Source organism: Microbacterium sp. NPDC056052 (assembly GCF_042266785.1).
GTDB lineage: Bacteria > Actinomycetota > Actinomycetes > Actinomycetales > Microbacteriaceae > Microbacterium.
The window spans coordinates 35,423-57,739 of record NZ_JBHJWV010000004.1 but is presented as its reverse complement, the minus strand read 5'-3'; the positions used below and the strand labels follow the sequence as shown (position 1 = coordinate 57,739).

General features: G+C 70.3%; 21 protein-coding genes. 8 read left to right on the top strand and 13 right to left on the bottom strand.

The window, feature by feature from the left end; translation table 11 throughout:
* Position 1: 1 nt before the first annotated feature.
* Together ACFC1J_RS09210 and ACFC1J_RS09205 are read right to left on the bottom strand one after the other, a co-directional pair.
* Positions 2-406, bottom strand: a complete 405-nt coding sequence (locus tag ACFC1J_RS09210) for a nuclear transport factor 2 family protein (RefSeq protein ID WP_375904603.1) — start codon at positions 404-406, stop codon at positions 2-4.
* On the bottom strand, positions 397-1,203 hold the full coding sequence (locus tag ACFC1J_RS09205; protein ID WP_375904601.1) for an MBL fold metallo-hydrolase: 807 nt from the start codon (positions 1,201-1,203) through the stop codon (positions 397-399). Before ACFC1J_RS09205 ends, ACFC1J_RS09210 begins: the two co-directional genes overlap by 10 nt.
* A gap of 152 nt (positions 1,204-1,355) precedes the next feature.
* On the opposite strand from ACFC1J_RS09205, the gene ACFC1J_RS09200 reads away from it, so the two are divergent.
* Entirely contained in the window at positions 1,356-2,231 is an 876-nt protein-coding gene (locus ACFC1J_RS09200) for a helix-turn-helix transcriptional regulator (protein ID WP_375904599.1), read from the top strand.
* A gap of 9 nt (positions 2,232-2,240) precedes the next feature.
* Here ACFC1J_RS09200 and ACFC1J_RS09195 read toward each other — a convergent pair whose 3' ends face one another.
* The 10 genes from ACFC1J_RS09195 to ACFC1J_RS09150 form a co-directional block, all read right to left on the bottom strand.
* Positions 2,241-2,873: a SatD family protein gene (locus tag ACFC1J_RS09195; RefSeq protein WP_375904598.1), complete on the bottom strand. Its 633-nt coding sequence runs from the start codon at positions 2,871-2,873 to the stop codon at positions 2,241-2,243.
* Positions 2,874-2,962: 89 nt separating this feature from the next.
* Positions 2,963-4,411, bottom strand: coding sequence for an argininosuccinate synthase (argG, locus tag ACFC1J_RS09190; protein WP_375904596.1), 1,449 nt, complete (start codon positions 4,409-4,411; stop codon positions 2,963-2,965).
* Between the two features lie 76 nt (positions 4,412-4,487).
* Positions 4,488-5,246, bottom strand: a complete 759-nt coding sequence (locus ACFC1J_RS09185; protein WP_375904594.1) for a Pr6Pr family membrane protein — start codon at positions 5,244-5,246, stop codon at positions 4,488-4,490.
* Between the two features lie 85 nt (positions 5,247-5,331).
* On the bottom strand, positions 5,332-6,252 hold the full coding sequence (locus ACFC1J_RS09180) for a hypothetical protein (protein WP_375904592.1): 921 nt from the start codon (positions 6,250-6,252) through the stop codon (positions 5,332-5,334).
* A gap of 236 nt (positions 6,253-6,488) precedes the next feature.
* The gene (locus ACFC1J_RS09175) at positions 6,489-7,289 is read right to left on the bottom strand and encodes a hypothetical protein (RefSeq protein ID WP_375904590.1); all 801 of its coding nucleotides are present in this window, start codon (positions 7,287-7,289) and stop codon (positions 6,489-6,491) included.
* On the bottom strand, positions 7,286-8,425 hold the full coding sequence (locus ACFC1J_RS09170; protein ID WP_375904588.1) for a VWA domain-containing protein: 1,140 nt from the start codon (positions 8,423-8,425) through the stop codon (positions 7,286-7,288). The genes ACFC1J_RS09175 and ACFC1J_RS09170 overlap by 4 nt, the downstream gene beginning before the upstream one ends.
* Positions 8,422-9,408, bottom strand: coding sequence for a VWA domain-containing protein (locus ACFC1J_RS09165; protein ID WP_375904586.1), 987 nt, complete (start codon positions 9,406-9,408; stop codon positions 8,422-8,424). Before ACFC1J_RS09165 ends, ACFC1J_RS09170 begins: the two co-directional genes overlap by 4 nt.
* Positions 9,399-9,890 (bottom strand): hypothetical protein, encoded by a 492-nt coding sequence (locus ACFC1J_RS09160; protein WP_375904584.1) that lies wholly within the window; start codon positions 9,888-9,890, stop codon positions 9,399-9,401. The genes ACFC1J_RS09165 and ACFC1J_RS09160 overlap by 10 nt, the downstream gene beginning before the upstream one ends.
* Positions 9,874-10,776, bottom strand: coding sequence for a DUF58 domain-containing protein (locus tag ACFC1J_RS09155; protein WP_375904582.1), 903 nt, complete (start codon positions 10,774-10,776; stop codon positions 9,874-9,876). The genes ACFC1J_RS09160 and ACFC1J_RS09155 overlap by 17 nt, the downstream gene beginning before the upstream one ends.
* A gap of 209 nt (positions 10,777-10,985) precedes the next feature.
* Positions 10,986-11,951, bottom strand: coding sequence for an AAA family ATPase (locus ACFC1J_RS09150; RefSeq protein WP_375905283.1), 966 nt, complete (start codon positions 11,949-11,951; stop codon positions 10,986-10,988).
* Between the two features lie 453 nt (positions 11,952-12,404).
* Here ACFC1J_RS09150 and ACFC1J_RS09145 point away from each other — a divergent pair, with 453 nt between their 5' ends.
* The 7 genes from ACFC1J_RS09145 to ACFC1J_RS09115 all read left to right on the top strand — a co-directional run bounded on the left by ACFC1J_RS09145 (position 12,405) and on the right by ACFC1J_RS09115 (position 21,309).
* Positions 12,405-12,866, top strand: a complete 462-nt coding sequence (locus ACFC1J_RS09145; protein WP_375904580.1) for a hypothetical protein — start codon at positions 12,405-12,407, stop codon at positions 12,864-12,866.
* Positions 12,867-13,090: 224 nt separating this feature from the next.
* Entirely contained in the window at positions 13,091-14,194 is a 1,104-nt protein-coding gene (locus ACFC1J_RS09140) for a heparan-alpha-glucosaminide N-acetyltransferase domain-containing protein (protein WP_375904578.1), read from the top strand.
* Between the two features lie 100 nt (positions 14,195-14,294).
* Positions 14,295-15,548 (top strand): sensor histidine kinase, encoded by a 1,254-nt coding sequence (locus ACFC1J_RS09135; protein ID WP_375904576.1) that lies wholly within the window; start codon positions 14,295-14,297, stop codon positions 15,546-15,548.
* Positions 15,545-16,216: a response regulator gene (locus tag ACFC1J_RS09130; RefSeq protein ID WP_375904574.1), complete on the top strand. Its 672-nt coding sequence runs from the start codon at positions 15,545-15,547 to the stop codon at positions 16,214-16,216. The genes ACFC1J_RS09135 and ACFC1J_RS09130 overlap by 4 nt, the downstream gene beginning before the upstream one ends.
* Before the next feature lie 81 nt (positions 16,217-16,297).
* Positions 16,298-17,602, top strand: a complete 1,305-nt coding sequence (locus ACFC1J_RS09125; protein ID WP_375904572.1) for an acyltransferase — start codon at positions 16,298-16,300, stop codon at positions 17,600-17,602.
* 130 nt (positions 17,603-17,732) lie between these two features.
* Entirely contained in the window at positions 17,733-19,880 is a 2,148-nt protein-coding gene (locus ACFC1J_RS09120; RefSeq protein WP_375904570.1) for an adenylate/guanylate cyclase domain-containing protein, read from the top strand.
* Position 19,881: 1 nt separating this feature from the next.
* On the top strand, positions 19,882-21,309 hold the full coding sequence (locus ACFC1J_RS09115; RefSeq protein ID WP_375904568.1) for a mechanosensitive ion channel domain-containing protein: 1,428 nt from the start codon (positions 19,882-19,884) through the stop codon (positions 21,307-21,309).
* Positions 21,310-21,318: 9 nt separating this feature from the next.
* Here ACFC1J_RS09115 and ACFC1J_RS09110 read toward each other — a convergent pair whose 3' ends face one another.
* Entirely contained in the window at positions 21,319-22,278 is a 960-nt protein-coding gene (locus ACFC1J_RS09110) for a DMT family transporter (RefSeq protein ID WP_375904566.1), read from the bottom strand.
* Positions 22,279-22,317 lie beyond the last annotated feature (39 nt).

Here is a 22,317-nt window from a genome sequence, read left to right as displayed (position 1 = left end):
CTCAGCCCATCGCGTCGCGGACGAGGGCGGTGTCGACGAACTGCTCGAAGCGCACGATCAGTCCTCCCCGCACCACGAAGTGGTGAGCCACCCGCACGTTCAGGTCCTTGCCGGTCGCGTCGTTGCGGGCCGTGTAGCGGGCCAGTACGACGACGTTCTCGCCGTCGACGACGTAGGTGTCGTCGTGCGCGGTCCAGCCGGTCCAGTCCCGTCCCAGCACCTCCATCACATTCGCGGTGACGCCTTCCGGAGTGCGGTAGGTGCCGGCGAGCGGGAAGCCCGCCATCTCGGTCCACTCCACGTCGGGAGCAAGCGTCGCTCGCAGGGCCGCGAGATCGCCCGCGGCCGACGCGAGGTACTGCCTGCGGACGACGTCCGCGGGCGCGGTCGACTCGTTCAGCCCCATGACATCTCTCCCTTTGCGACCTTGGTGCCGAGCGACGCGGCGATCTGCAACCCGGCTTCGGGGTACTCGGCGAGCAGTGTCTGTTCGGCTGCTGCAGCGTCGACGGACGCGGCGATGACGTCCTCGAAGCGCTTCAGGTACGCGCGGGTGTACTCGATCGCGGTGCGGTCGGTCGGCGCATCCGCGACGCGGTGACCGGCGACGACGAAGGTCGGGTCCAGCGACTCGAATGCGTCGAGCGCACGGAGCCAGAGACTGCGGGCTTCGGAGGTCCCGGTGTCGGCGGTCCACACGTGCAGGCCTTCGAACAGCAGGGTCCCGCCGAAGATCGCGCGCTGCGCGGCGTCGTAAACGAACCAGCGGCGATCGCCGAGGTCGTCACCGGCGCTGCGCAGTTCGATGCTGCGATCGTCGATGGCGATCTCGCCGCCGTCGAACGCGGTCAGCTCGACGAGCCGGGTGGGCAGGTTCGCACTCAGGTGCGCCCAGGCCTGCAGCTTGCCCTCGTAACTGTGTCGGATGTGCTCGATCACGTCGCTCGGAGCGAGGAACCGGGCCTCAGGGAACGCGTCAGCGATGACCTCGGCGCCGAAGTAGAAGTCGGGATCGCCGCCGGTCACGAGAACGGTGGTCAGAGTCTTGCCGGCGTCGAGGATCGCCGCGGTGATCCGGTGCCCATCGGCGCGAGTGAACCCCGCGTCGACGAGTACCGCCTCGGTCTCTCCGGTGACGAGCACGCTCGTCTTGTGCAGGGACGACGCCGGTGCGTCCAGGACGGTGATGGTGAGCTCGGTCATGTCGTTTCTCTGCGGAACTTTCTCTTCGAGTGGAGGACGGGTGACGGTGAATGTCTGGGACCTGTCACCCTCGTTGGTGTAAAACTATGCTCATGGCGGGCGGAGAACACGGTCCAACCGGGACAGAACGTGGTGAATTTCGGACATCGGGGGTGAGGCGGATCCCATACAGCCCTGCGGATGCGCAGCGCTCGTCGATCGAGGTGACCACGATCGACCGGATCCGAACCCGTGCGGGGCTTGCCGAGTTCGCCGCCCTGCAACGACCCGATTTCGAACTGCTGCTCGCGATCGACCGAGGCGAAAGCACGCACGAGGTCGATTTCGCCCGATATGCGCTCTCCGCCGGCGACGTCCTCTGGGTGCACCTCGGGCAGGTGCAGCTCTGGGGGGACTTGCGCCTACTCGAAGGGGCCGTCGTCATGTTCAGCCCCATCGCCCTCCCCCCGGAGACCGTCGCGCTGCTCCGATCCCTCGGTGGGTTCTCCCAGAACCACTGGCCGGGCGCGACGACCGGGGGTGGGGCGTTCGCCGTCCTGCTCGCAGGTCTCACCGCACTCGCGACGGAACCTCCTGGCACCCCGGCGATCGCCCCGCAGGCGTTGACCCACGCCGCGAGGCACACGCTCGCAGCGGCGTTGCTCGCCCTCGCCGGTACGACCACGACTCGCGCCGTGCCGGAGGCGGAGCCACCGGAGGCATTCCACTGGTTCTTCGACGAGGTCGAGCGCAGCTTCGCGGAGCATCGCACGACGGCCTGGTATGCGCGGCGCCTCGGCTATTCGGAGCGCACGCTCAACCGACTCGCGCGGGCGCACGCGGGAACCAGCGCGAAGGGTCTCATCGACCGTCGTGTGATCCTCGAGGCGAAACGCCTTCTGGCCCATGAACAGATCGCGGTCGCCGCGATCGCCGCACGGCTCGGCTTCGACGATGCCGCGAACTTCTCGAAGTACTTCCGCCACCGCACCGGAACCACGCCAGGAGCGTTCCGGGGTGGCGAACGCGAAGAGACACGCGGTCCCTGAGGTGGGTGCTCAGGCCAGGAGCAGCCGGAGCCCCTCGAGCACGGCGCCCGCCCCGGAGGAGGCGAGAGCCTGCGAGACCGCGGGCTGGGTGATGCCCTCGGCGGCGGCGAGTTCGCGCTGCTTGACGCCCAGGGAGCGACCGTAGGCGAGCCGGCGGGTGCGGGCGCTCATATCGGTGATGAGCTGGTCGCGGGTCAGCAGCGCGATGTTCGCCTGGCGGGCGAGGAGGTGCGTCGCCTGGGGCTCGGCGTCGTGCGCGACCACCCAGGTGCGCGCACCGGGCACGGTGCGGCGCTGGAGCGCGTGCGTGTGCTCGATCGCGGCCCGTGCCGCCCACCAGCCGGGCCCCTCCGGCAGGCCCCCGTTCGCGGTGGCGATCTCCTCGACGGGGCCGATGCCTACGCCGAAGCGGCAGTCGATACCCTCCGGCAGTGCGAGCCGCAGCAGGATCAGCGCCGCGAGAGCCGCGTCGAGCGTGGGGTAGAGACCCTGCTGCTCGTCGCCCACGGTGGGCCGGAGCGGACTCGCGGCGAGGGGCCTGTCGGTCTCGACGCGCGCGATGGCGTCATCGAGCGTGTGCTGGGCGTCCGAACGGTCGTCGAGGCTGCGGGAGCCGACGATATCGAGGATCACGGCGATCATTGAAAAAGCGTATCACTGATCTTTTGGGAAGATAAGTTTTTTGCTTCTCCTTTGGGTCCCTTCGAAGAGGGCTGATGCGCCCCCGGCCGTCAGTCCGTGCCGGAGTCGAACGCCGCGCCCTCGCTCGCCGCGTCCACCGCGTCGGCCAGGGCCTCCTCGGTGTCGGCGAGGGTCGTGCCCTCGACCGCGGACGCGATCTCGCCGGACTCGCCCGCCGTCACACGACCGACGAGCTCGCCCGTCGCACCGCCGACGAGGCCGAGGCCCGCGTACTGCTCGAGGCGCGCACGGGAGTCCGCGATGTCGAGGTTGCGCATCGTGAGCTGGCCGATCCGGTCGACCGGACCGAAAGCGGCGTCGCCGACGCGCTCCATGGACAGCTTCTCCGGGCCGTAGGACAGGTTGGGGGAGACGGTGTCGAGGATCGTCCAGTCGTCCCCGCGGCGCAGGCGGATCGTGACGGTGCCCGAGATCGTGGATCCGACCCAGCGCTGGATCGACTCGCGCAGCATGAGCGACTGCGGTTCGAGCCAGCGGCCCTCGTACATCAGGCGGCCCAGGCGCCGGCCCTGCTCGTGGTACGTCGCGAGGGTGTCCTCGTTGAGGATGCCGTTGACGAGGCGCTCGTAGGCGATGAAGAGGAGCGCCATGCCGGGGGCCTCGTAGATGCCGCGCGACTTCGCCTCGATGATCCGGTTCTCGATCTGGTCGCTCATGCCCAGGCCGTGCCGGCCGCCGATGCGGTTCGCCTCGAAAACGAGCTCCACCGGATCCGTGAACTCGACGCCGTTGAGCGCGACGGGACGACCGCCGGCGAAGGTCACCGTGACGTCCTCGGTCTCGATCGCGACGGAGGGATCCCAGTACTTCACGCCCATGATCGGGTCGACGGTCTCGAGCGACACGTCCAGGTGCTCGAGGGTCTTCGCCTCGTGCGTCGCGCCCCAGATGTTGGCGTCGGTCGAGTAGGCCTTCTCGGCGGAGTCGCGATAGGGGAAGCCGTGTGCGACGAGCCACTCGCTCATCTCCTGGCGTCCGCCGAGCTCGGTGACGAAGTCGGCGTCGAGCCAGGGCTTGTAGATGCGCAGGCGCGGGTTGGCCAGCAGACCGTAGCGGTAGAACCGCTCGATGTCGTTGCCCTTGTAGGTGGAGCCGTCGCCCCAGATGTCGACGCCGTCCTCCTTCATGGCGCGCACCAGCAGCGTGCCCGTGACCGCGCGGCCGATCGGCGTCGTGTTGAAGTAGGTCTTGCCGCCGGAGCGGATGTGGAACGCGCCGCAGGACAGGGCGACGAAGCCCTCCTCGACGAGCGCGGTCTTGCAGTCGATCAGGCGCGAGTCCTCGGCGCCGTACTCCAGCGCACGCCCGGGGATCGAGGCGATGTCGTCCTCGTCGGGCTGGCCCAGGTCGCCCGTGTACGTGTACGGAACCGCACCCTTGTCGCGCATCCACGCGACGGCCACGGAGGTGTCGAGCCCTCCCGAGAAGGCGATGCCGACGCGCTCGCCGACGGGCAGGGACTGGAGGACCTTGGACATGGGATCCAGTCTATCGGCGGCGTTTCGCGGGTTTCGACGGGGGGTCGAGGTCGGCGGAGCGGCCCGCGCCGCCCGGTCAGCTCCCGCGCTTGCGGGAGACCCAGATCACCCCGGCGCCCACGGCGAGGATCGCGACGGCGATCCCGACGATGTAGCCGGCCACGCCGAGGTACCCGCCCGGGACGAGACCGGGATCCAGGAACGGGTAGGGGTACCAGCCTGTCTCGCCCGTGCGAGGGCTGATCACGAGGTTCGCGCGGATCAGCGTGTACACCGCCCACACGAGGGGGAACGCGGCGACGATTCCCAGCGCACCCCAGCCGAGGCGGCGCCGACGAGGGGCGAGCAGCACGTCGGCGAGCAGGATGAGCGGTCCGACGACGTGCATCATCTCGTTCGCCCACGGCACCGTGGAGCCCTGCGGCAGCTCGATCCCGCGCAGCAGCGTGTTGTAGACGATGCCGGTGACGATCATGTAGGCCGAGGTGCAGGCGAGCAGGATCGCCAGCCATCGCGGCTCGACGACCTCGTTCCCCGCGCCCGCGGAGGAGGCGGCGACACGCAGTCCCCAGATCGCACCGAGGATCAGCGCGACCGCGGACGACACGTTCGACTCGATCGTGAAGAAGCTGAGGAAGTTCGTCACCACGGTCGGCAGATGCGAGCCGTACGAGGTGGTCGCCCGAAGGGCCACGTCCATGGTGATGGCGAGCTGGTTGGCGACGGCGGCGAGGATCGCGACCGCTCCGACCAGGCGAACGACCGCCCACGTCCTCGTGTCGATCGCGAAGCGGGCGGGGCGGGTCAGGGTCTGCTCCGGCAGAGGCGTGTGCATTCCTCGAAGATATCGGCGCGCCCGCCCGAGCAGAAGCGGGTGCGGCGACGATCGACGCATCCCCCCGGCCCGGAGGGTCCTCGGCTCAGGGGTAGCGGGTCAGCGCCTTGGCGAAGTCGTCGGCCTTCTGCTCGCTCAGCAGGTAGCGCCCGACGACCGTGAGCCGCAGGCCCTCGAGAGGTTCGCCCGTGCGCTGCGCGGTCTGCTCCCGCGAGGTGCGGTACTCGCCCGTCGTGTCGTTCGCGAGATCGGTGATGTCCGCGTAGAACCAGCCCGGATCCGGCTGGTCGTCGCTGAACCACTCCCAGTCCACCTGGGATTCAGGGGTGGCGCCGCCGTACATCCTCGAGATCATCGCAGGATCCACGCCGCTGCCCGGGTCGTTGAACGCGACCATTCCTCGCCAGCCGTGCTGGGCGATGACCGACTCGACGGTCTGCATGACCTCGAGCTTGTGCGCGTAGCCGGTCACCGGCGTCGTCGTCGCCCAGGTGTCGGAGGTGAACCGCACCAGCATCGACTCGCCGCCGTAGCCGTTGCGCTCCGGACGCTCCTGCGCGTCCGCGGACTTCACCCACTGCAGGCCGTACTCGGCGGTCAGCCGCGCGCGCACATCCGCCATGGTCTCGTCGGCCAGCAGCTGCAGCTGCTCGAGGGACTGCTGGTGCAGATACTGGTTCGGATCCTGGTCCTTGATGCCGGGGTAGGCCTCCCAGAGCTTCTGCTTGTCGGTCTTGTGCCCGTCGTAGGATCCGGTCGCGGCGACGCGGATCGCGCTCAGGGCTCCCATCGTCCCGACGTTCAGGACGAGCGCGATCGTGAGTGCGACGGCGCCCAGCACGCGCCCGGCCTTCGTCGCCAGCGCGGCGATCGCGAGGCCCAGCACCACGAGCTGCAGCACCAGCATGGTCGCCCCGAAGAACGCGTCGGCGGCGCCGATCGCGAGCAGGATCACCATGAGCACCGCGAAGGCGATCGCGGCGCACAGAGCGATCCAGCCGAGCACCGACGGGGTCGTTGAGCGAGGACGGAGCGCGAGCGACGACCGAGACGAAACGCCGTTCTCCTCGGGAAACCACGTTTCGTCTCGCGCCTCCTTCGTCGGTGCTCGCTTGACGACCCCAGTGGAGGGCAGTGGCACCTGTCCGAGCAGCGCACGCCGGGCGCCGCGGTATCCCCCGGGCGGCGGCACAGGCGGGGCGCCGGCGGAATCCGACACGTACCGGGGCGGGTCGTTGCGCTCTACCATGGCTTGTCCGTCCCGCTGCTGCCGCCGTCGTCCTGGCCGCCCTGCTGGTTCTGCTGGCGCTCCTGCTCGCCCTGCTGCAGCTTCTTCTGCAGCTCGTCGAGTTTGCCCTGGTCGGGCTGCGGCGGCTGCTGCTGGTCCGGCTTCTGCGGATCGGGCTTCTGCTGGCTGTTCTGCTGCTGCTGCTGATCCTGCTGCTTCTGCTGCAGCCGGTCCTGCTGGTCCTTGTTCGACTGGCTCATGTCGCGCTGCGGATCCGGCGACTGCTCCTGAGCCTGCTTGCTGTCGCACTCCTTCGGCCGGTCGCCGTTCACTTGCAGCGCCTGCGCGTAGAACTCCAGCGCGGTGACGTGATCCTGCGTGTCGGCGGCGGCGTCTCCCTCACGCTCGAGCACCAGGGCGAGGTTGAACCGCACCGCGCACACCTCGAGGCCGTGCGCGAGCTTCAGCGACTCCTCGAACTTCTTCTGCCCGGCGGCGAGCTTTCCGGACTCGGCGAGGCCCACGCCCTGGTCGAAGGGGGCCTTGTACGGCTCGAACCAGTTCGCGGGGTTCAGCCCCTCGGCGGCGCTCACGGATCCGGTGTAGTCGCCGGCGACGTATGTGACGATCGACTGGTAGGCGAAGGCGTACAGGCTCACGAGCTTGCCGACGAACAGGGCGGCGACGAGCAGCAGTGGCAGCGAGCCCCACGCGATCCACCGGCGCACGACCCGGCGGCGCCGGTTCCCGGCGAGCAGCGCGTGCGCGGCGTCCTCGTTCGACGACTCCAGGCGGGGGCTGTCGATGACGGTCATGCGTCACCTCCCGACGTCGGTCTCACCGAGAGGGCGCGCATCCGCACGATCATCATCGTCGCGCGGGCGATCTCGGCGCACAGCAGCGCGACGATCACGAGCGCCACGATCCAGCTCAGATCGGTCGGCTGGGTGAGCGGGTCGTCCTCGCGGTACGCCGTGGTCGAGGTCGGCGCGGGCGGGAGTACGGTCTTCGCGTCGGCTGTGCGGTGCTCGTAGGTCACACCGAGTTCGGCCGCGATCCGCTGCAGGTTCTTCTCGTCGATGCGGCTGAGGGCATCGGATCCCTGGTACTGGATGTACTCGCCGGAGCCCGACGCGGTGTCGCCGAACGCCCCCGTCGTCTCGCGCATGGGCCCACCCTGGCTGGTGCCGTAGCCGAGCACCCCGCCCCCGGAGAGCAGCTTCTTCGCGCTGTCGAACGGCTCGGGTTCGGTGGAGACCGTCTGCTCGCCGTCGCCCAGGTAGAACACCATCCGCGCCCGGTCCGGTGAGGCCTTCTGCGCGTTCTGCAGGGTCTGCGCGAGCAGCTGATTCGCGATGCCGATCGAGCTGCCCTTGGACTGCCGGGTCACCTCGGGTTGCAGCACCTCGACGGCCGAGATGAGCGCACCCGTGTCGGTGGTGAGCGGGAGCCGCAGCACCGCGTTCGCGTCGAAGGTGATGAGCGCGAACCGCGCCCCGGGATAGGTCTCCGCGATGCGGCGCACGTCCTCGCGGACGCCGGCCATGCGGGTCCTGTCGCCGCTGCCGCCGGATGCGGTCTTCGCGCCGTCCCAGTCCTCGGCGACCATGCTCGCGGTGGTGTCGATCGCGATCACCACGTCGGTGGCGGAGGCGAGCGTGCGCACCTGCCCGCCGGGCACGCCGGGTCGCAGCAGCAGCACACCGCACGCGAGCACGAGCAGGATCCGGAGGATCCACATCACGGCGCCGGCGCCGGCCTTGGCAGGGCGTCGCGTTTCGTCTCGGTCGCGCTGCGCGCGTCCTCGCTCAACGACCGCGGGGTGGTGGCGTTCGGCTTGCTCAACGGCCGGGGTGCGGACGGCGCGCACGAGCATCCACACCGCCGCGCCCAGCACGGGCAGCACGATCAGGATCACCAGGAGCGGTGCGAGGACGGGCTGGAGGATCACAGGCGCACCCTCCACAGCAGCACGACGAAGCCGAGCGCGACGACGATGAGCGCCGCGATCCACAGCTGCGGCACATCGGCCCAGATCACGGTGGCCTGCCCCTTGAGCTGGGTCGCCTCCTGCTTCTGCACCTGGCCGACGATGTCGCCGACGGTCGTGGTCTCCCGCAGCGCGTAGGCCTTGCCGCCCGTCGCCGCGGCGGCATCGGCGAGGGTCTTGCTGTCGGGCTGGTCGATGCCGTCGACCGGGTTGATCGTGTAGAGCCGGATCTTCTTCGAGGCCGCGTAGTCGGCGGCCTCCTGCAGCGTGACGATCGGGGATCCGTTCAGCTCGTTGTCGGTCGCGAGGATGATCGAGCGGGCGCGCTGCTGATCGGCGTGGTCGAAGCGCAGGGCGCAGGATGCGAGGCCGTCGCCGATGAGCGAGGCGCCGACCCCGTTCATCGTGCCGACCCACTGCTCGGGGATGTCGGTCGAGTAGTCGAGGCCCTTCATGAGGCTGCGCAGGTGCTCCTGGATGAAGGCGTAGTCGTCGGTCAGGGGGAAGACCTGCACGGCCGAGCTGTTGAAGATCGTGAGTCCGACGCGCTCGCCCTTGAAGCCGTCGGCGAGCTTGTCGAAGATCGAGACGATCTCCTTGTCGACGTCGGTCATGGATCCGGAGACGTCCAGGCACAGCATGATGTCGCGGTTCGTGGACACCGGCTGGATCGTCTTCTGGGCGATCGGACGGGCCGCCACCACGCCGCCCAGCACGCCCGCGAGCACGCCGAGCGCGACGATGCCCGCGAGCGCCGCCTGGCGCCGGCGCACCGCGCGCTGGAACGCCGGAAGCGAGCGGATCCGTTCGGCGCGCGCGATCGGTGCGCCGCTCGTGGCGGATCCGGAGTCCCGCCGGCGCAGCCCGAGCAGCACTCCGAGCACGATCGCGACGATCAGGGCGCCGACGACGGCGAGCAGGATCCAGATGCTGGCTAGTACCACGTCGTCACCACCGTCCTGGCGGCGTCGGCGCCGACGAGCGGGTCGACCGGGGCGGTGCGCCGGAAGATGCTCGGGTAGTAGTTGCGGCCGACCGCGTCGATGAGCGAGGGATGGACGCCCATGCGCACGAGGTCGTCGAGTGCGAGCACGGGCGCCTCGATGCCGCTGTACTCGTTCACGAAGCCGCGCACCACGCGGCTGAGGTCGAGGTTGGCGCGGCGGGCGTCGGTGACCCCTGAACGGTAGTCGGCCTCGATCTGTGCGATCGCGCCGAGGTACTCCTGACGCAGCACGGTCGCGACGTCGGCCGTGAGACCCGGTACCGGAGGCGGGGCGGCGGCGACCGCGATCGTGCGGCGCGGCCGGGTCAGCACGACGACGAGCCAGGCGAGCCCGGCGATCAGCACCAGCACCCCGATCGCGAGCAGGATCCACCCCCAGCCGTACTGGGCGGGCGGGTACAGCTCATCCGCGCCGGACATGCGACCTCGCATCCAGCATCCGCAGGAGCGCGCCGACCGCCTCGTCCTGCTCGGCGAGGGGGACGTGCGTGATCTCCAGCCGGCGCAGCAGCGCCTCGGTGTGCGCGATGTCCGCCGCGTCGGCCGCGTGCAGCTCGGCGGCCAGCTCGGCGTCGCCCTGCAGGAACTCGGGGACCGCCCAGCGCGTGGCGACGTCGCGGCGGGCCTTCGCGCCGGCGCCTGCCGGACGCGATTCGAGCACCGGCTCGGCGTCGCGCAGCGTGATCCACAGCACGTCGTGCTGCACGCGCAGGCGTCGCAGCAGCCGCTCGGTCTCGTCGGAGACAGGGGCGTCGTCGGTCACCACGACGACGATCATGCGCCGGGCGATCGTGCGCGCGATGTACGACAGCAGCGCGTCGCGATCGCTCGGAGCGGAGGCGGCGTCGACCGCGCGGTCGATCTGACGCAGGGTGTGCTCCAGGGCGGCCTCACTGCGGCCGATCTCGCGACGACGGACGCCGGAGGAATCACCGCTGACCAGGCAGAAGTCGTCGCCGTGCCGGAGTGCGAGCAGCCCCAGCACACCGACCGTCAGGATCGCCAGATCCTTCTTCGGCTTCTCGTCGTGCGCGAGCGCGGTCATCGCGAGGCCGGTGTCGACGGCGAACAGCACCGTGTGCATGCGGGTCGCGAGCGAGCGGCGCACCACGGGGGAGCCGAGCCGGGCCGTGGCCTTCCAGTCGATGTCGCGGATCTGGTCGCCGTACTCATAGGCGCGCAGGTCGTCGAAGTCGAGGCTGTGCCCGCGCAGCAGCGACGCGTACGCGCCGTCGAGCGCGTGGGTCGACTTGCGCGTCGAGTCGATGAAGAGCTTGCCCTTCACCGGCGTCAGCAGGCTGGCCATGACTGGTTCCTCGGTTCGTTCGGCTTCTGGCCCTGGGGCTCAGCAACCGGTGGGAGATGGAAAACGTCGCTTCGCGGTGCCCGGGAGCAGCGAAATCCATCTCTGAGCCGAGCGGCGGACGGCGTCGAGAGGGAAAACGCCGCGCGCAGCCGGCTCAAAGGTGCGATATCCATCTCCGAGGCGGAAGGCGGGGGCGAAGGTCGACATGGTCAGGGGGTGGGCACGGCGCCGAACACGGCGTCGATGACGTCTTCGCTGCGGACGTTCTCGGCCTCGGCCTCGAATGTGAGCAGCACGCGATGGCGCAGCACGAGGTGGCGGAGGTTCCGCACGTCCTCGGGGATCACGTACGAGCGCCCGGCGAGCAGCGCGAGCGCGCGCGACGCCTGCAGGAAGGCGATGGATCCGCGCGGGCTGGCTCCGTACTTGATGTAGCCGCCGAGCGTCTCGCCGATGTAGGGCACCGGATTGCGGGTGACGTACACGAGGGAGACGATGTAGTTGCGGATCGCGGGGTCGACGTAGACGCGCGAGGAGATGTCCTGCAGCTGCTCGACGTCCGAGAGCGAGATCGCGGTGGTGGTGTGCCGGTCCGGATCCAGCGCGCCGGAGTCGATGCGCGCGAGCACCTCGAGCTCGTCGGCCGGGCTCGGATACTCGACGATCTCCTTGAGCAGGAAGCGGTCCATCTGCGCCTCAGGCAGCTCGTACGTGCCCTCCTGCTCGATCGGGTTCTGCGTCGCGATCACGAGGAACGGGCGCGGGACCCGGTGGATCTCGCCGCCGATCGTCGTCTGGCGCTCCTGCATCGCCTCGAGCATCGCGGACTGGGTCTTGGCGCTCGATCGGTTGATCTCGTCGAGCAGCACGAAGTTGGCGTGCACGGGGCCGAGCACGGTGCGGAACGTGCCGCTCGCCGCGTCGTAGATCTGGGTGCCGGTGATGTCGCTCGGGAGCAGATCGGGCGTGCACTGGATGCGCTTGAAGTCGGCTTTGACCGTGTCGGCGAGGGTGCTCGCCGCCGTGGTCTTCGCGAGGCCGGGCACCGACTCCAGCAGGATGTGCCCACCGGCCATGAGCGCCAGCAGCAGGCTCGTGCGCAGGCGCTCCTGCCCGACCATGCGGGCGGAGTACGCCGTCGACACCGTGTCGAGGATCTGGCGGGCGCGCGCCATCTCCGCCTCCGTCGGGGCGGGCTTGGTGTCGCCGGGGACGGGGCTGCTCTGTCCGTTCGGGGCCGCCGTAGCTACGGGCGCTGCGCGCGGAGCCGTCGCTGCAGCGGGCTGCACGACGGGCTGCTCCCGCCGGAGGCTCGGCGCGGGCGGCATCGGCGGCGCCGGCGGCATCGCAGGCGGGGGAGTGACGATGCCCGCGGGCGGCGGCGGGGTCTGCGCGGCGAACGCGGCGGTGTCGTTGTTCTGGCTCACGTGCGGATCCCCCTGTGACTCTGCTGTCGCACGATCCTGCCGCGCGCGACCCTGCCAGCGTAACCGCCGAGGCCGATCGCGTGACGCGGAGCGGATGGGGAGGACTGCCCATCCGTGGAGTCGGACCTCTGCGCGGAGGGGCGCAGGAACCGCCCCCTCCGTATGCTGAACCGAAGTTCTGCCTCGGGAAGGATGCCATCGATGAGCGTGGACATGTTCCAGGTCGTCCTGTGGAGCACCACCGCGTTGCTGCTGCTCGCCCTGTGCGTCTTCTGGTGGCGGCAGGATGTGCGCGAACGCCGAGAGGCGGAGTTGGTGCGACGGTGGAACAAGGCCGTGATCTGGAATGCCGATCGCACGGCCAGGGTCGTCCGTGTCGCCTGGCTGGCCTCGGGTGTCGCGGGGCTCGAACATGAGGGTGTCGAGTTCGAGGTGCGTCTGCCCGATGACATCCCGGGCGTGGGCGTCGGGTGGTATCTCCATGTCACGGGGTGGGCACCCGCCGCACGCGCCGCGGAGAAAGGCCGGACGGTGAGGATCGGTGCCGAGAACGTGCGAGAGATGTTTCCGCCGGAGACGCCCGCGGTCGCCGACCGGCTGATGGGGAGAGGCGAAAGGAGGCCGGGACTCGTGAGCCGGCTTCTGCGGATGAGAGGGCTCTAGGGCATGTCTGACAACTGGATGGTCCACGCGATGGCGGTGTGGATGAGGACGGCGGCGCGGTAGCTGGTCGAGTGTTAGGGCGGCCACGTCGACGTCCGGGAACCGGTCGGGCTTGGAGACGGATGCTGCGAGTGAGGTCCAGAAAGCGAAGTAGGCCAGAGGCCTCTCCTGGGCCACATCGAGTCACCGCGATGCGATAGTTTTCTGGCGACGAGAGGATCGGGATGGCGGTGGCGCGCTCGGAAAGGCTGATCGTCCCCGATGCGCTCCGGGGTATCGCGATCGTGGCGATGCTGATCGCGCACGCGAATCCTCTCCTCCCGCAGCTGCCGCGAGTGGTGCAGTTCGTGATCGCCAACGTCAACGACCTCGCCTCTCCGTTGTTTGCGCTGGTCATGGGGATGTCGGCGCAGCTCGTGTGGAATACGTCTCGACGGGTGGGCGCGACGCTGCTGCAGCAGGCGATCCGAGGGCTCGTGCTCGTCGCACTCGGACTGTGGGTGGCGACCTGGGGCTCGTGGGTGGCGGTCGTCCTCTCCTACCTCGGGCTGCTGCTGATCGTCGGAGTGCCGCTCCTCCTGCTCGGATCGCGCGTGCTCGCGGTGGTGCTCGCGATCGTCGTCGTGGTCGGGGCCCCGCTCAACGAGCTCGCCCGCGGGCAGGCCGGGCAGATCCTCTCCTCGAACATCCTGGTGCAGCACCTGGCCGACTGGACGGCGCTGGGGCATTCCTACCGGCTCACGAATCTGCTGCCGTTCTTCCTGCTCGGCGCCCTCCTGCTGCGGAACGGACTGCGTCGCAATCGCACGATGTGGGTGATGCTGGCTGTCGCCCCGTTCGCCTATGCGGTGCGTCCGGTGCTCGAGAAGGGCCTGCACCAGCCCACCCCCGTCTCGGGGAGCTACCCGGACACGCTGCACGACGTCGGTCTCGTCTTCGTCGCCTACGCGGTGATTGTGCTGCTCGCGAGCCTTCCGCGGGGCGGCGCTGTGGTGGCGGGGCCATTCGCCCTCTTGCGCATCTGGGGGCAGCTGGCGTTGAGCCTCTATTTGCTGCACGTCTGGATCGTGTCGCTCTGGGCCGGATCGATCGGCTGGCCGGCTTCGAACATGCCGGTCGCCTGGGGGAGCGTGGTGCTGGTGCCGCTCGCGGTCGCCTGGCTCTGGGGGCGGTTCGTCGGCACCGGCCCGGTCGAGTGGCTGATGGGCGCGGTCTCGGGCCGCCCCAAGCCCCTGATCGTGCGCCGTCGAGTCGTGCCAGGTGCCGTATTCGCGCACTCAGATCTTGGACAACGTCAAAAGCCACAGAGGAACAACACCGCGCACTGACGGAGTGCCGGCGATAAGCCATCGAACGCGAAGATGTGGCGCCCGGGCCCGACCCCGTACGGTGGAACAGACCACCCGCCGATCGTGGAGAGGACTCCGCATGGCCGATCCAGGCCCGCAGGCCGTTGCGGCACGTCCGGGGCTGCGCCGCCTCGGGATCCTGCCGCTGCGCGTCGTGCCGGGGCGCGGCAACCTCGCGATCTGGGCGTTCGCCGTCGCCTGTGCGATCACCCAGCTCGCGGTGGCGGCATCGCTGAGCGTCACGGTCTACCGCATCCCGCTCGCCGCGGCGCTCATCCTGTCGCTCGTGCAGGCGGCGGCCATCGTGCTCGCGCTGTTCGCGCCGGTCTGGGCGACCGTGCTCGCGCTGATCTCGGGCAGCGCGCTCTCGGGGCTCGCCGTGGCGGGCCCTGATCAGCCCTGGCCGATCGCCGCCTCCACGATCGTCGCGTACGCGCTCGTCTGGATCGGCGTCGCCCTGCGGGCGCGCTGGTGGATCCCGGTCGCCGGCTGGGCGTTCAGCGTGCTGGTGGCCATCATGATCGCCACCGAATCGAAGGGCGATGTCGGCAGCGGCCCTGTGATCGCGGACCTGATCGTGTTCGCCGCCGTCACGCTCGTCGCCGCGGCCATCGGGGCCGGCATCCGCAACTGGTCGCTGCTGCGCGTCCAGCTGCGCGCGGAGCGCGCGGCGACCGCGGCGGAGCTCGCCCGCCGCGAAGCCGTGCAGGACAAGGCGCGCATCGCCCGCGAGCTGCACGACGTCGTCGCGCACGGCATGTCCGCGATCCAGGTCCGTGCGGCGAGTGCGCGCTACCGGATGCCCGATCTGCCCGCGGATGCGGCCGCGGAGTTCGACGAGGTCGCCGCCACCGCGCGGTCGGCGATGAAGGAGATGCGGGTGATCCTCGGGTTGCTCCGCGACGAGGAGGGCGAGGCCGACCACGCCCCGCAACCCGGGCTCGCAGACCTTCCCGCGCTTCTCGCCAGGGCGAACGACCTCGCGCCCGTCACCGAGACCGGATCCTGGCAGCTCACCGCTGCGGAGCGGAGCAATCCGCTCCTCGGCCTCACCGCCTACCGCGTCGTGCAGGAGGGGCTGAGCAACGTCGCCCGGCACGCTCCCGGCGCGGCGACGGAGATCGCCTGGACCGAGACGCCCGCGGAGCGGGGGATACGGATCCGCAACGCGCCTCCGACGCGGCCGATCGCCCCGCGGGCGGACGGCGGAGGGCACGGGCTGCGCGGCATGCGCGAGCGCGTCGAGGCGATGGGCGGTACGGTCGCGGCCGCCGTCACGGGCGACGGCGGGTATGTGCTGCAGGTGCGGATCCCCCGGGAGGAGCAGGCATGACGACGGTGCTGATCGTGGACGACCAGGCGATGCTGCGAGCCGGCTTCGCCGCGATCCTGCAGGCGCAGGACGGGCTCGACGTCGTCGGGCAGGCCTCGGACGGGAGCGAGGGCGTCGACGAGGCGCGACGGCTGCGCCCCGACGTGGTGCTCATGGACGTGCGCATGCCGAACCTCGACGGGATCGAGGCGACCCGCCGCATCATCGCGGCCGCCGAGCGCGACGGCCGCACCCCGCCGGCGGTGCTGGTGCTGACCACGTTCGACGCCGACGAGTACGTGCACGAGGCCCTGCAGGCCGGTGCCAGCGGATTCCTGCTCAAGGACGCCCTGCCCGAGGAGCTCGTGCAGGCGGTGCGCGTGGTGGCGGCCGGAGACGCCCTGCTCGCTCCGCGCATCACCCGGCGCCTGCTCGAGCGCTTCGCGGAGAGCCGCCCGCGCTCGAACAGCACGGAACTGCGCCTGAAGGGCCTGACCGAGCGGGAGCACGAGATCCTCGTGCTGATCGGGCGGGGGCTCTCGAACCGTGAGATCGCGTCCGAGCTGTTCCTCGCGGAGCAGACCGTCAAGACGCATGTCAGCCGCATCTTCTCCAAGCTCGATCTGCGCGACAGGGTGCAGGCGGTGATCCTCGCCTACGACGCCGGACTGGTCGCTCCCGCGGGCTGAGCCGGATGATACCCCGGTAGGGGGTGTACTCAGCACCGCAGCGGGACGCGGAGGGGGCGACCTGACCGCGACCGTAGGGACATGGCACTCCTCACCCCCGTCCTCGCCCCCGCGCCGGTGCATCCTGCGCGGCCCGTCGCCCCCGGTTCCGCTCCGGCGAAGACGACCCGCGACACCGCCGTCGACGGCGTGCGGGCGATCCTGCTGGGCGTCGTGGTGCTGCTGCACTCCCTCATGGTCGGGGTGAGCGTCGCCGCTGACGGATCCCCGATCCTGCGCAACGCGATGGAGGGCTGGGACGGCTTCGCCCCGCTCACCTGGGTCCTGCAGATCATGCCGCTGTTCTTCGTGCTCGGCGGCTTCGCGTCGTACACGCAGTGGACGCGGCAGCGGGCGCGAGGCGCCACGACCGGCGACTACGTGGCCGCGCGGATGCGCCGGCTGCTGATCCCCGCATCCGGCGCGATCCTGGCGACCGCGGTGCTGCTGGCCGGTCTCGTGATCGCCGGAGTGCCGGCGGACGTCGTCGCCACGGCCGGATTCCGGATCAGCCAGCCGCTGTGGTTCCTGGGCGTCTACCTCGGCTGCTCGGCGCTCGTGCCGTTCATGGTGCGCCTGCACGAGCGGCACCGGATACTCACCGTCGTCGCGCTCGCCGCAGGGGTCGTCGCGGTCGACATCGTGCGCGGCGCGACCGGCGTCACCGCGATCGGACTGGTGAACATGGCCTTCGTCTGGCTGCTGCTGCAGCAGATCGGCTTCGCGGTCGCGGACGGATCGCTCGACCGCCTCCGCCGTGCGCCGCTGCTCGCGATCGCCGGCGCCGCGGTCGCCGTCGCGGGCGTGCTGATCCTCACCGGCGCCGCGCCGGCCGACCTCATCACGGCGCTCAACCCGCCGATGGCGATCCTCGTGGTCGCCGGCATCGCGCAGACCGCCCTGTTCCTCGTCCTGCGCCCGCGGCTGCGCGCCTGGGCCGCCGGCCCGAGGACGGCCGTCGCGGTGGGATGGATCAACGCCAGGGCGATGACGATCTACTCGTGGCACATGCTCGTGGTGATCGCGATCGCCGGAGCGATGCTGCTCTCCCCACTCGTCCTGCCCGTGCCGCTGAGCACCGAATGGTGGGCGGGCCGGCCCCTGTGGTTCGCGGCCGTGCTCATCGCGGTGGCGCTCGTCGTCGCCCGCGTCGGACGGCGCGAGGCCGCCCGCGAGTCCGCGATGATCTCGGTCGGCGCGGGCCGCGCCACGGTGTCCGCGCTGCTCGGCGTGGCCGGCGTCGTCACGATCCTCGTCGCGGGATCCGCCCCCGCCGCCTGGGTCATCGGTGCGGCCGTGGTGCTCGCCGCGCTTCGGGTGGCCGGCGGGAGTCTGCGGGCCGGTTGATCCGCGGGGCGGGGCGCACGACGCCGACGCCCCGAATGACGAAACGACAGCTCCCGTTCTTCCCGTGGATACCGGTATACCGCTACGTTCGCAGTGTCGTGTCCGGATCAAGGGGGTTTCGATGCAGAGCATGTCACCGGAAGCGAAAGGGATCCGCCGGGGCAGGAGCAGGGGCCGCGCAGGGCTCGGCATCCAGTCGAAGCTGCTGATCATGCTGCTCGGCGTGAGCCTGATCTCCGCGCTGATCATCGGCGCGATCGGGTTCGTGAACGGGCGCAACTCCCTGCACGCGAGCTCGATCGACCAGCTCACCACGATCCGCGAGATGCGCGCGCATGAGATGAAGGTCGCGCTCGAGGACGTTCAGCGCACGGCGTCGCTGAACTCGCGGAACCTCAGTGCGCAGAACATGTCGCAGGCGCTCAACGCCGGCTTCGACGAGCTGCAGAGCCAGACGCTGCCCGCCGCCCAGGAGGCGGCGCTCGACGGCTTCTACGCGGACCGCTTCGTCCCCGCGCTCGAGAAGAGGACGGGCGACCACTACGGATCCGGTGCGCTCGTGCCGGAGTCCGCCGCGGGCCGATGGATCCAGGCCCATTACACGGCCCGGAACACGACTCTCGACGATGCCGGCTACGAGAAGATGCTGAGGACCGACGACGGCGGCGACGGCACGACGTACTCCGCGGCCGCGGCGCGCTACGGCGACTACTTCTCCCGGCTCGTGACGCAGGCCGGCTATGAGGACGTGCTGCTGCTCAACCTCACCGGGGACGTCGTCTACTCGGCGTACAAGGGGCCAGAGCTGGGCAGCAACCTCGACACCGGACCGCTCCGTGACTCCAAGCTGGCCAACGCGTACCGCAAGGCGATCGCGACGAACTCGGTCGACACCGTCGTGATGACCGACTTCGAGCGCTGGGCGCCGTCCCTGGGCACCCCGAGCATGTGGATCGTGTCGCCGATCGGCAACGACGAGGGCATCACCGGCGCGCTCGCGATCCAGCTCCCGCTGTCGTTCGTCAACAACGTGATGACGGGGAGCAACGGCTGGAAGGGCCAGGGACTCGGCACCACGGGCGAGGTCTACCTCGTCGGGCGGGACGGTCTCATGCGCAGCATCTCGCGCGAGGTGGTCGAGCACCCGAAGCAGTACGTGCAGACGGTCATCGATCACGGCACGCCCCCGGCGGCGGCGAAGCGCGCCGCGGAGGTCGGCGGCACGGTCCTGATCCAGCCGATCACGGGAGATGCGGTGGCCAGGGCGCAGAGCGGGAAGAGCGGCACGCTCGAGGGATCCGACTACATCAGCGGGTCGAGCGTCGTCAGCTACGGCCCTCTCGACGTGGAGGGCCTGGACTGGGTCGTCATCGCGCGCATCGACTCGAGCGAGGCCTTCGCGCCGGTGGACGACTTCACGCGGATCGTGCTGATCTCGCTGCTCGGGATCATGCTCGCGGTCGCCCTCCTCTCCCTCCTGCTGGCCCAGGTGTTCACCCGCCCGATCAACCGCCTCGTCACCGCGGTGCACCAGGTCGCCGAGGGCGATCTCGACGTGCAGGTGCCCGCCGGATCCCGCGACGAGTTCGGCGATCTCGGCAGCGCGTTCAACGACATGGCGTCGAGCCTGCGGATCAAGCAGCAGTTGATCGAAGACCAGCGCGAGGAGAACGAGCGCCTCATGCACACGCTCATGCCGCAGAGCGTCGCGGAGCGGTACAAGAAGGGCGACGAGGCGATCACCGAGGCGCACGACAACGTGTCGGTGGTCTTCGCCGAACTCATCGGCTTCGACGACCACAGCAGGAGCCTCACGGCCGAGGAGGAGATCGCGCAGCTCAACACGCTCATGCGCGGCTTCGACGAGGCCGCGGAACGCGCCGGGGTGGAGAAGGTGCGCACGCTGCACGGCGGATACCTGGCGTCCTCTGGACTGATCGTCCCCCGCGTCGACAACGTGCGCAGGGCGGTCGAGTTCGCCCGCAGCCTGCGCGAGGTGCTGGAGCGGTTCAATGCGCAGAACGGTACGGCGATCGGGCTGCGCGCCGGCGTCGACACCGGCGCCGTGACGAGCGGCCTGGTCGCGCGCACGAGCCTCGCCTACGACCTCTGGGGCGATGCCGTGAACCTCGCCTACCGGGTGCGCTCGGTGAGCGGCGATCCCGGCATCTACGTCAGCCAGGAGGTGCGCGACCGCACCGCCGAGCTCGTGGAGTACATCGAGGCGGGGACCGTCGAGGTGCGCGGCAAGGCCGAGACCGTGTGGAAGGTGGCCTGAGATGGGCGGCCTGTTCCAGCAGGGCTGGACCTGGTGGCTGATCGGGCTCGCCGTCGGCGTGCCCGTGCTCCTCGTGGGGCTGACCGAGCTGCTCGGAGCGCTCCGCCGCCGCGGCAACCCGCTGGCCAAGCCGGTCGCGCTGCTGCGCAACGCGGTCGTCCCCGCGGGGGCGCTGTTCGCGCTGCTGGTCTTCGCGATCGGTCGGAAGGACGACGGCTACGTCTGGGTGCGGGTCGTCGCGACGGTCTTCGGCTTCCTGCTGATCCTGCTCGTGCTCTCCGCCTTCAACGTCGTCCTGTTCGCGAACGCGGAGGAGGGATCCTGGCGGCGTCGTGTCCCGTCGATCTTCGTCGAGATCGCGCGGCTCGTGCTGGTCGTCGTGGGTCTCGCGATGCTGTTCTCCTGGGTGTGGGACGCCGACGTGGGCGGGCTCTTCACCGCCCTGGGCGTGACCTCGATCGTCATCGGCCTGGCGCTGCAGAACGCGGCGGGCGGCGTCGTCTCGGGGCTGCTGCTACTGTTCGAGCAGCCGTTCAAGATCGGCGACTGGCTCGACACCGGCGGGGTGAAGGGACGGGTCGTCGAGGTCAACTGGCGGGCGGTGCACATCGACACCGGATCCGGGATCCAGATCGTCCCGAACTCGACGCTCTCCGGCGCCTCGTTCACGAACCTGAGCGAGCCGGCGGGCCCGTACTACGCGACCGCGTCGATGTCCTTCAGCACCGACGACCCGCCGCAGGAGGTCATGGCGCTGCTCGTGCAGCTCGCCGACGGACTGCCCATGCGGTGGCACGAGGAGCGGGCGACCGCCGAATACGCAGGTTCCGCGAAGTACACGGTCTCGATCCCGATCGCCGCACCGGCCGAGGCCTCCGGTGCGCTCTCCCTCTATCTCTCCTGGCTCTGGTACGCCGCGCGGCGGCGCGGCTTCGCCCTCGACGGCGACGCGACGGATCCGATCGCCGAGCCTGCGATGCTCGATGCCGCGATCGAGGAGGCCGCGCCCGCGCTGCATCTCGACGAGGCGGGCAGAGGGCTGGTGCGGGCCGGCGCGCAGCTGCAGCGGTACGGCGTCGGTGAGGTCGTACTGCCCGCCGGCATCGTTCCGAACGAGGTGCGCCTGATCCTGTCCGGCCGCGTCGTGATGCAGTTCGAGACCGGGGACGCGAGTATCCCGGTGGGCGAGGCCGGTCCGCGCGAGCTGATCGGCCAGACGGCGCTCACCCGTGAGCGCACCACGGTGACGATCTCCGCGGCGGAGGTGCTGACCGTGCTGCGGATCCCGCTCGCCGTCATCGACGAGCTGATCCGGGCGCATCCGCGACTCGCTGCCGAGATCGGCGAGTCGCTCGAACTCAAGCGCGCCGCAGCCGCCGAGACGCTCGCCGCCCTCGGCCTTCCCCGAGGGGAGATCCGCCCGCGCTGAGGTCCGTCGTCAGGCTGCGCGGTCGCGCCGCCGCCACCGCAGCCGCGTGACGAGCACCCCGAGCAGGCAGAGTGCGCCGCCGAGGAACATGAGCGGTGTCGGCACCTCGCCGAGGATCAGCCATGACAGCAGGATCGCGATCGCCGGCACCACGTAGGTGGTCGCCGAGGTCTGCCCCGCGGTGCTGCGCTGCAGCACGTAGGCCCAGGTGGTGAAGGCGATCGCGGTCGGGAAGACGCCGAGGTAGACCACCCACAGCGTCGCATCGAGCGGCGCGGTCTGCAGCGCCCCCACGAGGCTGCCCGTCCAGGGCAGCAGGGCGATCGTCCCGACGGCGGCGCCCAGCCAGGTGAGCGTGGTCGCATCGGTGCCGGCGCTCAGCAGGTGCTTCTGCAGCAGGGTGCATCCGGCGTACATGATCGCGGCGAGCAGCGCGAGCAGGAGGCCCGCGATATCGATGGCGCCGCTCTTCGTCGAGGAGTTCAGGCCGATGAGCACCACGCCCCCGAACGCGATCGGAGCCCCGATCAGCAGCGGCTTCGGGAAGCCCTCGCGCAGGAACAGCCCGCTGAAGACGACGACCATGAGCGGCGCGAGGTTGACCACCATCGCGGCGGTGCCGGCGTCGAGGGTGTGCTCCGCCGCGTTGAGCGCGAGGTTGTAGATGCAGAACCAGCCGACGCCCCACACCGCGACCAGCAGCCAGTGCCGCCGTGCCGGCAGGCGGATGCCGCGCCGGAGCGCGATGGCGGTGAGGGCGATCGTTCCGACGGCCATGCGCAGCAGCGCCAGCGCGCCGGGGTCGAAGTGGGGGCCCGCGCCGCGGATGCCGATGAACGCCGAGGCCCAGAGCACGACCGTCACCACGGCCGCCATCAGGACCAGGGCGCCGTGACGCCGCGGGGTCGGCGTGGTCGCGCCGCTGCCCGATGCAGGCAGGCTGGTCCGTTCCGGCGTGGTCTCGGTCATTCTTCGATCGTCGCAGGGGCCGCGGACATCGGTCGAGAA

Coding starts and splice junctions, on each gene's coding strand:
- ACFC1J_RS09210 (WP_375904603.1), bottom strand. CDS start 406: ATGGGGCTGAACGAGTCGACCGCGCCCGCGGACGTCGTCCGCAGGCAG.
- ACFC1J_RS09205 (WP_375904601.1), bottom strand. CDS start 1,203: ATGACCGAGCTCACCATCACCGTCCTGGACGCACCGGCGTCGTCCCTG.
- ACFC1J_RS09195 (WP_375904598.1), bottom strand. CDS start 2,873: ATGATCGCCGTGATCCTCGATATCGTCGGCTCCCGCAGCCTCGACGAC.
- argG (WP_375904596.1), bottom strand. CDS start 4,411: ATGTCCAAGGTCCTCCAGTCCCTGCCCGTCGGCGAGCGCGTCGGCATC.
- ACFC1J_RS09185 (WP_375904594.1), bottom strand. CDS start 5,246: ATGCACACGCCTCTGCCGGAGCAGACCCTGACCCGCCCCGCCCGCTTC.
- ACFC1J_RS09175 (WP_375904590.1), bottom strand. CDS start 7,289: ATGACCGTCATCGACAGCCCCCGCCTGGAGTCGTCGAACGAGGACGCC.
- ACFC1J_RS09160 (WP_375904584.1), bottom strand. CDS start 9,890: ATGTCCGGCGCGGATGAGCTGTACCCGCCCGCCCAGTACGGCTGGGGG.
- ACFC1J_RS09155 (WP_375904582.1), bottom strand. CDS start 10,776: ATGGCCAGCCTGCTGACGCCGGTGAAGGGCAAGCTCTTCATCGACTCG.
- ACFC1J_RS09150 (WP_375905283.1), bottom strand. CDS start 11,951: ATGGCGCGCGCCCGCCAGATCCTCGACACGGTGTCGACGGCGTACTCC.
- ACFC1J_RS09145 (WP_375904580.1), top strand. CDS start 12,405: ATGAGCGTGGACATGTTCCAGGTCGTCCTGTGGAGCACCACCGCGTTG.
- ACFC1J_RS09140 (WP_375904578.1), top strand. CDS start 13,091: ATGGCGGTGGCGCGCTCGGAAAGGCTGATCGTCCCCGATGCGCTCCGG.
- ACFC1J_RS09135 (WP_375904576.1), top strand. CDS start 14,295: ATGGCCGATCCAGGCCCGCAGGCCGTTGCGGCACGTCCGGGGCTGCGC.
- ACFC1J_RS09130 (WP_375904574.1), top strand. CDS start 15,545: ATGACGACGGTGCTGATCGTGGACGACCAGGCGATGCTGCGAGCCGGC.
- ACFC1J_RS09125 (WP_375904572.1), top strand. CDS start 16,298: ATGGCACTCCTCACCCCCGTCCTCGCCCCCGCGCCGGTGCATCCTGCG.
- ACFC1J_RS09120 (WP_375904570.1), top strand. CDS start 17,733: ATGTCACCGGAAGCGAAAGGGATCCGCCGGGGCAGGAGCAGGGGCCGC.
- ACFC1J_RS09115 (WP_375904568.1), top strand. CDS start 19,882: ATGGGCGGCCTGTTCCAGCAGGGCTGGACCTGGTGGCTGATCGGGCTC.
- ACFC1J_RS09110 (WP_375904566.1), bottom strand. CDS start 22,278: ATGACCGAGACCACGCCGGAACGGACCAGCCTGCCTGCATCGGGCAGC.